Origin of the sequence: Nostoc sp. (assembly GCF_036918015.1) — a bacterium.
Lineage (GTDB): Bacteria > Cyanobacteriota > Cyanobacteriia > Cyanobacteriales > Nostocaceae > Nostoc.
On the sequence record NZ_JBALEO010000077.1, the window covers coordinates 15,687 to 28,954 of the forward strand.

General features: G+C 42.8%; 9 protein-coding genes. 3 read left to right on the forward strand and 6 right to left on the reverse strand.

The window, feature by feature from the left end:
* Positions 1 to 86 precede the first annotated feature (86 nt).
* A complete protein-coding gene (locus V7K61_RS22060; protein ID WP_335056518.1) occupies positions 87 to 974 on the reverse strand; it encodes a UTP--glucose-1-phosphate uridylyltransferase in 888 nt (295 codons plus the stop codon).
* Between the two features lie 10 nt (positions 975 to 984).
* On the reverse strand, positions 985 to 2,166 hold the full coding sequence (gene hemW / locus V7K61_RS22065; protein WP_335056520.1) for a radical SAM family heme chaperone HemW: 1,182 nt from the start codon (positions 2,164 to 2,166) through the stop codon (positions 985 to 987).
* A gap of 565 nt (positions 2,167 to 2,731) precedes the next feature.
* On the opposite strand from hemW, the gene V7K61_RS22070 reads away from it, so the two are divergent.
* Positions 2,732 to 3,808 (forward strand): PIN/TRAM domain-containing protein, encoded by a 1,077-nt coding sequence (locus V7K61_RS22070; RefSeq protein WP_069072181.1) that lies wholly within the window; start codon positions 2,732 to 2,734, stop codon positions 3,806 to 3,808.
* 67 nt (positions 3,809 to 3,875) lie between these two features.
* Here the strand turns inward: V7K61_RS22070 and V7K61_RS22075 are convergent, their stop codons facing one another.
* Positions 3,876 to 4,706 carry an Rpn family recombination-promoting nuclease/putative transposase gene (locus V7K61_RS22075; protein ID WP_335056773.1) on the reverse strand — a complete coding sequence of 277 codons (831 nt, stop codon included), beginning with the start codon at positions 4,704 to 4,706 and terminating at the stop codon, positions 3,876 to 3,878.
* 519 nt (positions 4,707 to 5,225) lie between these two features.
* On the opposite strand from V7K61_RS22075, the gene V7K61_RS22080 reads away from it, so the two are divergent.
* Positions 5,226 to 7,172 carry an amino acid transporter gene (locus V7K61_RS22080; protein WP_335056521.1) on the forward strand — a complete coding sequence of 649 codons (1,947 nt, stop codon included), beginning with the start codon at positions 5,226 to 5,228 and terminating at the stop codon, positions 7,170 to 7,172.
* Here V7K61_RS22080 and V7K61_RS22085 read toward each other — a convergent pair.
* Complete coding sequence (locus V7K61_RS22085; protein ID WP_335056523.1) at positions 7,157 to 7,390, reverse strand: hypothetical protein; 234 nt, start codon at positions 7,388 to 7,390, stop codon at positions 7,157 to 7,159. The genes V7K61_RS22080 and V7K61_RS22085 overlap by 16 nt on opposite strands.
* 182 nt (positions 7,391 to 7,572) lie before the next feature.
* Here V7K61_RS22085 and V7K61_RS22090 point away from each other — a divergent pair, with 182 nt between their 5' ends.
* Positions 7,573 to 10,797 (forward strand): hybrid sensor histidine kinase/response regulator, encoded by a 3,225-nt coding sequence (locus V7K61_RS22090; protein ID WP_335056525.1) that lies wholly within the window; start codon positions 7,573 to 7,575, stop codon positions 10,795 to 10,797.
* A 67-nt stretch (positions 10,798 to 10,864) separates the two neighbouring features.
* Here the strand turns inward: V7K61_RS22090 and recR are convergent, their stop codons facing one another.
* Both recR and V7K61_RS22100 read right to left on the reverse strand, forming a co-directional pair.
* Positions 10,865 to 11,422 (reverse strand): recombination mediator RecR, encoded by a 558-nt coding sequence (gene recR / locus V7K61_RS22095; protein ID WP_335056527.1) that lies wholly within the window; start codon positions 11,420 to 11,422, stop codon positions 10,865 to 10,867.
* Positions 11,423 to 11,652: 230 nt separating this feature from the next.
* Positions 11,653 to 12,690 (reverse strand): aldo/keto reductase, encoded by a 1,038-nt coding sequence (locus V7K61_RS22100; RefSeq protein WP_335056529.1) that lies wholly within the window; start codon positions 12,688 to 12,690, stop codon positions 11,653 to 11,655.
* Positions 12,691 to 13,268: the final 578 nt, after the last annotated feature.

The window sequence follows — 13,268 nt, forward strand, 5'->3', positions numbered from 1 at the left end:
TCAACTTTACATAAGAGACTTCCAAGGAATAAAGTATTCAGGAAAAGTGAGATTTTCCCAGACAAATGAATTGAACCGAGATTAATCTATCTTTTTCTAAAATCAATCATGGTCTGACGATAAGCATCTGGCAAACCTGTATCAAAACACTTGCCTTTAACAACATATCCTGTCATTCCCTCTTCCTGACGCAATTTTTCCAGACAAGATGTTAACTGAAATTCACCTCGTTCTCGGAAATCTTGGTTGATATGTTCTTCTAGAAAGTCAAAAATTTTCGGCGTTAGTAAATATAAGCCAAATATACCTAAAAAATCATTTTCTGACATTCCCTCTACACGTAAATGCTGTTGTGCATACTCAATAGTCGGTTTTTCATAGAGTTGTGTAACTGACAAAATCGAGTTTAACTCTTGCCAAACTCCTGTTATACATCCAGCTTTATGAATAATTTCTGCTGGCATTGTAGTTAAGCCAATAACGTTTTGATTAACTTGTTCGTAAACATCTAAAACTTGACTAGTACAAGATTTCTCAATGTCAGATACATAAATGTGGTCGCCCAACATGAGCAAAAATGGCTCATTTTGTACCCAATCCTTGGCACAAAATACTGCATGACCATAGCCTAATTGTTCCTCTTGTAACAGAATGGTAATTCTGCTACCTAAATCTTCGAGATATCGGCTATATTCTTGATTTTGTGGTGATAGCTTCTCTAAAAGTTCTTTTTTGGGTGGGTTTTTCAAGAAATCTACAAATATTTCTTTGTCATCTGGCTGCACCACAATCCCTACTTCTGTAATTCCAGCACTAATTGCCTCTTCAATAATTGCAAGAATCACAGGTTTTGCCCTACCATCTCGATCGATAATCGGGAAAAGTTCTTTTTTGACAACTTTAGTAGCTGGAAACAAACGAGTACCGAAACCAGCTACCGGAATCACAGCTTTTCTAACTTTATTTTTTTGCATAAGCAGTTCATCACCCCAATTTCTCAAACAATTCTGCCAATACCACATTAGAAAACAAAAATCCTTGGGGATCAATCAAACGCAATCTTCCCTCTGCAACTTCCACCCAACCTTTCTCAAAATACAATTGCAAACACCGACAAATCTCCTCCACCTTCGCTTCGCCAAATGCTTCCGCCAACGCTGCCAAACTCAAACCCTCTGCTAAACGCAACCCTAACATTAACGTTTCTAACAATACTTCCTTTGGGGGAGTTACATCACAATCAATGACACCGCCAGCTTGTACCCACTGGTAATATTCCTTAGTTTTACGCGGACGGGTGAACCGCTTCCCCTCAACATAACTCGCCGCACCCATACCAAAGCCATAATAAGGGCGGTTTTCCCAATACACTCGATTATGCCGACATTGATGATTGGGTTGGGCATAATTGGAAATTTCATAATGTTCATAACCAGCACTAGTTAAAACCTGCTGACCCATCTGGTACATTTTGACTGTGGCTTCATCCGTGGGCAAAGGAGTATCGCCAGGTTTGTAGTAACGACCAAAGGCTGTACCTGGTTCGATGGTAAGATCGTAAATGGAAATGTGAGTGGGTGCGATCGCTACGGCTTTTTCTAGGGAATCTTGCCATTGATCCAAAGACTGATGCGGCAACCCAGAAATTAAGTCTAAGCTAAATACGGGAATCTCGACTTGGTGGATTAGTTCCACAGCTGCAAAAATATCTTCAACTGAGTGCGATCGCCCCGCCCTTTGCAATAATTCTCCTTGAAAGGCTTGTACACCCAAACTTACCCGGTTCACGCCTGCACTGCGATAGCCTGCTATGTGGGCTAAATCAAAGGTGCCTGGGTCAATTTCCATAGAAATCTCTGCCCCAGACGCAATCCCAAAATGCTTCTGTAGCTCTGTTACTATCCGTTGTAGCTGCTCTATTGAGAGCAACGAAGGAGTACCACCACCGAAGAAAATTGTCTTCAGAGGTTGACCAAATGCTGGTGTCATGGCAATTTCTTGACATAACACCTCAACATATTGGGAAATAGTACCAGATGTTTCGCCCCGCAAGCGATCGCCTACAACAGACACCGGGAAATCACAATAAAAACATCGCCGTCTGCAAAAGGGAATATGCACATAAGCAGAACTCGCAATTCCAGAAATACTAAATTTTTTACTCATTTTGAGAAAAGTTTTAAGTTAATCCAACTGCGAATTAGAGACAATGAAAATGAGGTAAGAATTCAGGAGTCAGGTGGTCACTGAGCTTGTCCTGAGCGTAGTCGTTGGCGTGGTCACTGAGCGTAGTCGTTCGCGGAGCGTCTCGTAGAGAAGTGCAGCCTCTCGTAGAGAAGGGCGTAGTCGTAACCCTCCGGGGAAGCAAGCTACGCGCAGCGTCATCCGACAGGAGAAGTGAGTCAGGAGCCAGAAGAATTGTAAAATCAAGCGTGTAATAACTTCTTGATTTTATTAAAATTATTAAGTTTGGGTATCAAGGTCTTCTTAATTCTGACTTCTGGATTCTGGATTCTGAATTCTTACAAACTAAGTAGTTTATTTACAAGTTTTTGTCTTTTTACAACAAAACAATGAAAAATATTAAGATAAAAGCCTTTGGTTATAATAATTGCAGATATTGTCAGCCTAAACCCTTAGTGTAAGTCAATATTGATGAGTTTATCTTACCGATGAAATAAAAAATACTTAACTTTATCGGTTAACACAGTTGCAGGAAAACAAGACAACCATGCTTGACGCCATTATTATTTTCTCATTTATCTTAGCAGCGTCGGGAATAGGGTTCTACAGCATTGAACTACTACCCAATGGGGCGCTAGATCAGGTAACGAATCTAGAAGCTCTACGCTTAGTTGTTGCCGTCTTTGCCGCTATTATTGGTGGTGCGATCGGGCTGAGTTTCCAGACGACATATCGTCGTCTAGAATCACAAGTCAAAGAAATGCCTCTAGAAGTGATTTTAACTCGTGCGATCGGCTTAGTGATTGGGCTATTACTAGCCAACTTGATGCTAGCCCCACTATTTTTGCTCCCGATCCCGGCAGATTTTGGATTTATTAAGCCATTGGTGGCAGTTGTTGGTAGTATTATCCTCTCCGTTACTGGTATGAATTTGGCAGACACCCACGGGCGAGGCTTATTGCGGTTCATTAATCCCAACACCGTTGAATCGATGGTAGTGGAAGGAACATTAAAACCAGCCAATACCAAAGTTCTCGATACTAGCTGTATTATTGATGGCCGTATTGAAGCCTTACTAGAAACAGGGTTTTTAGAAGGGCAAATTCTTGTACCGCAGTTTGTCTTGCAAGAACTCCAACAAGTAGCGGATGCTAGCAAAGACCAAAAGCGGGTACGGGGAAGACGAGGACTAGAAATTCTCAACCGTATTAAAGAAGATTATCCCGATCGCATCCTGATTAATGCAGTTGACTACGAAGATATTCCCACAGTGGATGCCAAGTTAGTACGCTTCGCCCAAGAAATTAGCGGCACACTGCTAACCAACGACTACAACTTGTCTAAAGTTGCCAGTGTTCAGAAAGTACCTGTTTTGAATGTGAATGATTTAGTAAATGCCGTCCGTCCCAGTTATTTACCTGGGGACAACCTGGATTTAAAAATCCTCAAGGAAGGCAAAGAACCCAGTCAAGGCATTGGCTATCTAGATGACGGCACAATGGTAGTCGTTGAAGAAGGTAGCAATTATGTGGGTGGTGAACTGCGAGTAGTAGTTACCAGTGCTTTACAAACTACAGCAGGAAGAATGATTTTTGCCAAACCCCAAGCTTCAGCATTGGCGTGAAACAATGGGATGTTTGTTCAATTCGAGTGACACTTGGTAATCGGTGCAGTCAACCTGCACCGATTATTTATTGATTGGACTCACGAGACTCACTTACCTGTAAAGACTGTAACTGCTCAATTGATAACCCTGTGACTCTGCTGATTTGCTCTAATGGCATACCAGTACTAAATAGATTTCTTGCCACTTCGAGTAACGCTTCAGCCTTGCCTTCAGCCTTACCTTCAGCCTTACCTTCAGCCTTGCCTTCAGCCTTGCCTTCAGCTTTACCTTCTTGTAGAATGTCTTGATAAATTGCTGACTCGCGCATAATATCTGACCTCAAAACTCGTTTAATAACCTCTTTATCTAATACTAAACCAGCTAAAATCGCTGTAGAAGCAGCAATATTACTTTGAGTTCTAGATTCTGTAATACTGTTAATTTCGCGTGCTACTTCGTTAAGTATAACTTCTGGATTAATTGTACTGCTTAACACCGCTAAAGGTAAAAGTCCAGGTGTTCTCAAAAATACTTCAGTTGGTTGTTCCCAAAGTCTGATAACTGCAAATTCATGTCGTGTCCCAGCAATTGTAAATGTATTTTGTTGCACCAAATTTGAATTTGTCTGCTTGAGGTAAATTACCACTTGATGCATTGCTTTGTCTGGAAAGCGGCGATATGCTCGTAATCGATAGTCAATCATCCTAAAAGGAATTTCCGGATCAACTTGTGTTTGAAATTCCAAATGCAATATGCTTTGCTCCGACTGCAACAGAATTAGAGCATCAGCCCGAATGGGTTCGAGAGATAATTCTTTTGGACTTAGTTCTGTTAAATTAATAGATTCGCCTAATAACCATGTAGCGAAGTCACTGGAGAAGTTCTCAACTAAAAACTTGCAGATATTGTCAAACATCTGAATTAGTGTAGTTGGTGCAGATGGGTTTGCATGATCCTGGAAACCTATCCAATACATTGTTTGTATATTGTGTACGACTATATGTCCATAATTCCATCAAACTAAAGTCTACGGCTACACAAACAGAGTTATAGATTAGCAGGCTAATTATTTTATGGTCATTTACACAAACATCATATAACTAAAAGTGACTTTTATTTTAGGGCTGATTTGTTGATTGCGTACATACCTATTTAGCAGCGTCGTTTTTTTAGAATTTATACGGCTTAAAGGTGCTAAGGGTGCAAAAGCGTTAATCCCAAAATATACGGTTGCAGTATTGATTATTCCTATACCAAAAGCTGAAACCGATCTTGATATGGTAGACGACTACGAACAGCTACTATATATTTTGTAAATCGGACAGGATGCTTAACATACAATATATAGTGCTATGCCTTTGTAGTTAAAAATTTTAATAAACCACGAAGGCTTAAAAAAATCACAAAGCCGACTTTTGCAACACAACCGTATTTGATGGCTAAATCAATTGTTTCAACAAAACGGCTCGGCAGTCAGTTAATCCACTGGTTGCTTGAAGAAGACCGACGAGAAAAAAAAGGGCCTTACCGCAAGGAAGAAGTACATCGCCAGCATTCTTGGTGGCAGGTGATGTGCTTGACTGGTGTAGATTATTTCTCGACCCTTGGCTATCAACCAGGGATTGCAGCACTGGCGGCTGGCGCTCTTTCTCCTATCGCTACCCTGATTCTGGTTTTACTGACGCTTTTTGGAGCGTTGCCAATCTATCGGCGCATTGCTGCCGAAAGCCCTCATGGTGAAGGGTCGATCGCAATGTTAGAACGTTTACTTCCTTGGTGGCAAGGCAAATTACTTGTACTGTGCTTACTTGGCTTTGTGGCAACTGACTTTATTATTACCATTACCTTGTCAGCAGCTGATGCCACAGCCCATATCATCGAAAATCCACTGACACCAAATTGGCTTCACAATCAGACGATCGCAGTTACCCTGATATTAGTTGCATTACTAGGTGCAGTTTTCTTGAGAGGTTTCCGAGAAGCCATTGGGATTGCAGTAGTTTTGGTGGGAGCTTATCTGCTGTTAAACTTCATTGTCGTTGGCGTCGGTGTGTATCAGATATTAACTCACACAGAAGCGATCGCTAACTGGCAAGCTGCACTTTTTGCACGCCATTCTAACCCTTTGATGCTAATCGGCATCTCTCTCCTCATATTTCCCAAACTCGCACTGGGATTGTCAGGTTTTGAGACTGGTGTTACCGTTATGCCCCTGGTTAAAGGTAGCAGTAACAGCACTCCGCAGCATCCCAAAGGGCGGATTCGGAATACACGCAAGCTGCTCACCACTGCTGCTGTGATTATGAGCTTCTTTTTGCTTACCACCAGCTTTATAACTACTCTACTGATTCCAACCGCAGAATTTGCATCGGGGGGCAAAGCCAACGGACGCGCCCTTGCTTATTTAGCACATCTGCATTTAGGCAATGCCTTTGGCACAATTTACGATTTAAGTACTATTTCTATTTTGTGGTTTGCAGGTGCATCTGCAATGGCAGGGCTGTTAAATATCGTGCCTCGCTACCTACCACGCTATGGCATGGCACCCAATTGGGCACGAGTAACCCGACCTTTGGTGTTAGTCTACACAACAATCGCTTTTGTTGTCACAATTATCTTCAAAGCAAGTGTAGAAGCCCAAGGTGGGGCTTACGCAACTGGTGTGCTGGTGTTGATCACCTCAGCCGCCTTTGCTGTAACTTTATCAGCCCACCGCCACCGACAGAAGCGGGCCAGACTCGTTTTTGGCATCATTACACTGTTATTTTTATATACCACCATTGTCAATATCATCGAAAGACCAGAAGGGATTAGGATTGCTGGGTTTTTCATCGGTGCGATCATTTTTACCTCGCTGGTTTCTCGTGTTTGGCGTTCAACGGAACTGCGAGCAGAGCGAATTGAAGTTGACGAACTTGCTAGCCAATTCTTTGCTGAAGATAGCCAGGGAACAATACGACTGATTGCAAATCGGTTGAATAAGGGTGATGCCCTAGAGTATTTTATGAAAGAGAAAGAGGTACGCGAAGACAACCATATTCCAGCCAACGATCCAATTCTGTTTTTAGAAATTCATGTATCCGATGCTTCAGAATTTGCGGATGTGATCGTAGTAAAAGGGGTACAAGTTGGTGACTATCGCATCCTCCGGGCTGAAAGTGCAGCAGTACCAAATGCGATCGCCGCTTTACTACTTTACATTCGCGACCAAACAGGTAAGATTCCCCATGCTTACTTCGGCTGGGTTGAGGGAAATCCCATACAATACCTATTGCGTTTTATCTTGTTTGGCGAAGGTGACATTGCTGTAGTTACCCGTGAAGTACTGCGGCGAGCTGAAAAGAATCCCCAGATGCGACCTGGTATTCATGTTGGGGGTTGATTTAGGAGTGCTGAGTTCTGAGTGCTGAGTTCTGAGTGCTGAGTGCTGAGTAATGAGTGCTGAGTTCTGAGTGCTGAGTTCTGAGTGCTGAGTGCTGAGTGCTGAGTGCTGAGTGCTGAGTGCTGAGTGCTGAGTGCTGAGTGCTGAGTTCTGAGTGCTGAGTTCTGAGTGCTGAGTGCTGAGTTCTGAGTGCTGAGTAAATTAAAATCACTCAGCACTGTTTCGTTAACAGAGTTCTTTTTTCTCCTCCTCCTCTTGTCCTATAAAGATGTGGCAAAAAATAAACCATAGAAGTAGCGATCGCAGCTTTTAACTCAAGATGGAAGAAATTGCCCTAGAATTTATGTAAATATGAGTCGCTCAATCTGAGATTAACTTTAAAACTATTTAACTTTTTAGAATGCCAGACGCGGAAAAGTTCCACAACCAGCTGCATCGGCAAGTTAGTAAAAAGGCAAAGTCTTCGCTAGTCGCCAGTGGAGAAGAAGGAATGGTGCTTCAGTTGGCTGATGGCACTATCCAGGCTTGCAATGCCGCTAGCGATCGCATTTTGGGACTGAGCGCAGAACAGCTTGTGGGGCAAAATTTGCTCGATCCCAAGTGGCAATTTATTCATGAAGATGGCTCTCCTTTACTCAGCAAAGCTCACCCTGCGAGTGTTACTCAAAATACAGGCAAACCTTGCTTAAATGTGGTGTGTGGCTTTTATAAGCCAAATGGTGAGCTAGTCTGGCTCTTGTTTTCCTCCCAACCTCTGTTTCAAACTGAAGGAAGGAATCCCTACGCGATCGTGACAACTTTTGCGGATATTACAGCATCTAAGCACGCCCAGTTCGAGGAGAACTGTAGTTGTGAACAAAATACTCAACAAGTTGATGCAGATGAATTTCAGGCATGGTGGGATAGTCAACGTCTGTTTCAACAAATTGCTGGCACTCTTCCGGGAATACTCTACATTTATGACCTAATTGAGCAGCGAAATGCTTACGTTAATTACGAAATTGCTCAAGGTTGGGGCTACACACCAGCAGAAATCCAGGCAATGGGAAAGGATTTATTTGTCCAACTTCTACACCCTGAAGATTTGGCTCGACTCCCTAGCTATTTTGAAAAATTTAATTCTACTCATCAGGGCGAAGTTCTCAGTTTTGAATACCGAATTCTACACGCTAATGGAGAGTGGCGCTGGTTTTGTAGCTATGACACTGTGCACAGCAGAACTGCTGATGGATTGCCGCAATATCTTTTGGGGATTGCTTTTGATATTACAGAGCGACGACACATAGAAATTTCTTTGCGGCAAAGTCACGAAAGGTTTGAGCTAGCAGCAGCGGCGGTTAATTGCCTAATCTATGACTGGGAGATTGGCAGAAATACTGTGGAAAGAACTCAAGGTCTAACCCAGGTTTTTGGCTATACACAACAAGAAACTGAACCGACCTTCCAGTGGTGGCAAGAACGCATTCATCCCGATGACCAACAAAGAGTTAATGACCAATTCATGGCTAGTATGGCCAATGGAAACCGTTATCGGATTGAATATCGAGTGCGTCACCAAGATGGCCGCTATTTGTGGGTGGAAGACCAGGGGTTTGCTGTCCGGGATGCAAATGGTCAGGTAGTTAGGGTAGTTGGTGCGAGTACTGATATTACCGAACAGCAAGCTGCCCTATGGGAACGTCAAAAAATTGAAACAAATCTGCGCGAGAGTGAAGAACGGATTCGGTTGGCCACTAATGCTGCTGAAATGGGTATGTGGTTTTGGAATATCACCACCAACGAGGTAATTTGGACAGATAAATGTCGGCAGCTGTTTGGAGTGTCCCTAGAAGTCGAAATCAGCTTTGAGATTTTCCTCAACTGTGTACATCCAGAAGACCGCCAATGCATTCATGAAGCGATCGCCCGCTCTCTTGAAGAACAGGTTGACTGTGATATTGAATACCGCATCCCTTGGTCTGATGGTAGTATTCATTGGATTTCTGCTAAAGGTCGCGTCTTTTATGATGCCGAGGGTAAGCCAGTACGAATGATGGGTACTACCCAGGATATTACCGAACGCAAACAGGTAGAAAATGATTTGCGCCAGCGCGAAACTCAATTAAGGCGGTTAGTTGATTCCAACATTATTGGCATTATGTTTGCCACTCCTGATTACATTACTGAGGCGAACGAGGCTTTTTTAGAAATGGTGGGTTATACGCGAGAGGAACTTTTAGCGGGTAAGATACGCAGAAAACACATCACTCCACCTGAATATCATGCTCTCGATCGGCAGGGGCTAGAACAACTTTTAACGGTTGGGATCTGTACTCCCTTTGAAAAAGAATACATTCGTAAAGATGGTTCCCGCATTCCGATACTAATTGGTGGTGCTTTGGTGGAGAGAGATCCCGCATCTTGGATCTGTTTTATTCTTGACCTCACCCCCAGGAAGCAATTAGAAAAGGCACTCAGGCAACAAGCAGAGGAACTCAAACAGGCAAACCGGAATAAAGATGAGTTTCTCGCTATTCTCTCCCACGAATTGCGATCGCCCCTCAACCCCATTTTAGGGTGGTCATCGCTACTCAAAAGCCGCAAATTTGATGAAGTGACTACAAATCGTGCTTTAGAAACCATCGAAAGAAATGCTCAATTGCAGATTCAATTAATTGATGAGTTGCTGGATGTCTCCCGAATTATTCGCGGTAAGTTGAACCTGACTTTTGCCACTGTTAACTTAGTAGCTGTAATTGATGCTGCATTAGAAACAGTCCGGTTAATTGCCGAAACTAAATCTATCCAGATTAAAGTACAGATTGACCCCAAGGTTGGTAAAGTGTTAGGCGATTATAATCGCTTACAGCAAGTTGTCGGGAATTTACTCTCGAACGCAGTCAAGTTTACTCCCTCTCGTGGTTCAGTGGAAATCAGTTTATCATTGAGTCGTGAATTAACTTTCCACTCTGCACTAATTCAAGTTAAAGATACAGGTCAAGGCATTTCCTCTGAGTTTCTACCCCACGTATTTGAATATTTTCGTCAAGCCGATAGCAGTACAACCAGGACATTCGGCGGACTGGGACTGGGATTAGCAATAGTTCGTCACTTAGTAGAGTTGCATGGTGGTACTGTAAAAGCAGACAGTCCAGGAATTGGACAGGGAGCAGTTTTTACTGTCAGACTGCCCGTGATGAAGGAGAGTGAGGGGGCAGAGAAAGCAGGAGGAGCAGGGGAGAAATTTAACTCGTCAGTTCTGCGTGGACTACGGGTATTAATTGTCGATGATGATGTTGACACACGGGAGTTTCTGCACTTCTTGCTACAACAGAATGGGGCGTTGATAACTGCCGCAGCATCGGTAAAAGAGGCGCTTAAAATTATAGCACAGGCTGTACCTAATTTATTAATCAGTGATTTAGGAATGCCAGAAATGGATGGCTACAGCTTGATTAAGATGCTCAGAGCCATGCCCAAAGAGGAGGGCGGGGAAATTCCGGCGATCGCTCTTACCGCCTATGCAGGAGAAAGCGATCGCGATCGAGTTTTAGCAGCTGGTTTTCAGAAACACATTGCCAAACCAGTACAACCAACCGAATTACTCACCTCAATCGCAGATTTGCTAAGGCAAAATCATCGCTAAAACTTGCAATTTGCTGTATGTACAGTCAATAGTCGAGAAAGTTGTTAACCAGCAAAATCAACAAAATTTAATCTAACTCCCGACGGCCTTCCAAGGCCCTCGCCAAAGTAACTTCATCTGCGTACTCCAAATCGCCGCCTACAGGTAAACCAAAAGCAATGCGTGTCACCTTGGTAAATGGTTTCAATAGCTGACCGATATACAGGGTTGTTGTCTCCCCTTCTACACTTGGACTAATTGCCAGAATTACTTCTTGAGGTTTTTGCTGACTCACCCGACGCTGCAAAGCTAGTATAGTCAACTGATCTGGGCCAATTCCATCAATTGGCGAAATCACCCCGCCCAAAACGTGATACTTACCTTTGTATTCGCGGGTTTTTTCTAGCGCAATCACATCGCGAGGATCTGCAACAACACAGATAGTGCTATTGTCACGGTTGGCATTGCGGCAAATTTCACAAACAGGTTCAGCAGATAAGTGAAAGCAAACAGAACACAAGCCTATCTGTTTTTTTGCCTCAACTAAAGCTTGCGCCAAAGCTTCTACTTCTGCTTCTGGTCGCTTCAAAATATGCAAAGCCAGTCGTTGGGCACTTTTGGGGCCAACTCCCGGTAGGCGTTGCAATTGTTCAATTAACCGTGCTAAAGGGCGTGCGTAAACCGTTGTCTTGTCTCCAGAATGTTTTCACTTTAACTATGATGACATTTTTTTGGTTACTTCCATCAGGTGCAACACTTGCAACTCGCGATCGCTTAGTTCTAGACTTTGCAGCAACTCTGCCAGTTTTGTGCCCTTTGCTGTGAACTGCTCACATCGCTTTCATCCTTAGTTTTTAAACACGCCCTAGCTAAAACTTATCCTAACCACTCAGGATTTTTGGCTGTACTATCAAATTGGTTAGTGGTTTTAAACAGTTCATATTGACCTTTGAGAGCAGCTTGGCGAGTCCGATTCAGTAATGCTCTGACTTGTTCCTGACTCATGGGTTTAAAAGTACTTACTGCCTCGAAAGCCTGGTTTAAAATGGGCATACTTTCAATGCCTGTAATCACCGTTGAAGTTGGCAGATTCATCGCGTAATGCAGACATTCGATAGGTTTGACTACATTACTTTTAAGAATGTTTTGGTCGCCCATTGATTTCATCCCCAGTACAGCAATTCCGTCTTCAACCAGTCTGGGTAAAACTTGCCTCTCAAAACTGCGGAAATGGGCATCCATAACATTTAACGGCATCTGCACTGCATCAAAACGGAAGTTGTTTTGATTGGCAACTTCCAACATTCTCAGGTGTACTAAAGGGTCTTTGTGTCCAGTAAAGCCTATGTAGCGAATCTTGCCAGCTTTTTGTGCTTCCACAACTGCTTCCATCGCACCACCAGGGGCAAAAATCCGGTCTGGGTCTTCCATGCGAATAACTTCATGATGCTGCAACAAATCAATGTGGTCTGTTTGCAAACGTTTTAAAGATTCATCAATTTGTTTAGTAGCGGCCGCCTTTGTGCGACCGTCGATTTTAGTCATCAGAAAAGCTTTTTGACGATAACCATTTTGCAGAGCTTTACCCATGCGAATTTCGCTACCTCCATTATGGTAATCCCAGCTATTGTCCATAAAATTGATCCCGCGATCGAGAGCAGTACGGATCAGATTAATACCCTCTTGTTCATCTTTTGGTCTACCAATATGATGACCACCTAGACCAATTACAGATATTTGTTCTTTGGTGCGCCCTAGTTGCCTGTAGAGCATTTCACCTTTTTTAATCTGGAGTGGGGTAGACTGATTTTGCGCTAAAACCTGTTTGGTTAAACCTTGTAAAGCAAATACCCCGGCTCCACCTAAACCAGAAGCAGAAACTACCTTCAGTAAATTTCGTCTGCTAATATCCACAAATTTATCCTTTGGTCACAGTATGAGAACTTTCTTTCATAGCTTTGCATGGAGCAAAATTCGTTGCTTCTAACTGTTGAAGGATAAAGGCAGTGAAGTAGAGATAGATTTTTGATAGAGGGAAGGTAATAGAAAAATATTCCATCGCTGTGTAAGCAGAAGAAGCATTTGAGACATCGGCAGCAGAGAAAGAATCTGATAGTCGTATTCACGATCTTATTTCAGTGGTTCAAATGTCAACTCAAACACAATACTTTAGTGCCAAAGTTTTCTTTGAAAATTGTTTCTAAATCTGGGCAAATACTATTTGTATTGCTAAATATTTATTGCAAGATTTTTAAACATTTAGTGCGTGGTTCAGGAGTTGATAAAATCCAGAAAATTCCTTTAGAAAAATCGTAATTTCAAACTTGATTGCGATAATACGTTTAGGTAACTCAAACCTGTTTATCCTAAACTATTAAACGCCGTGTGCAGACTTTCTCTCAGACCTAACCCCCAACCCCTTCCCTTATAGGGAAGGGGAGCAAGAATCAAAGCCTCTCGACCTTTCGGGGAGAGGTTTGGAAGTGGGGTTT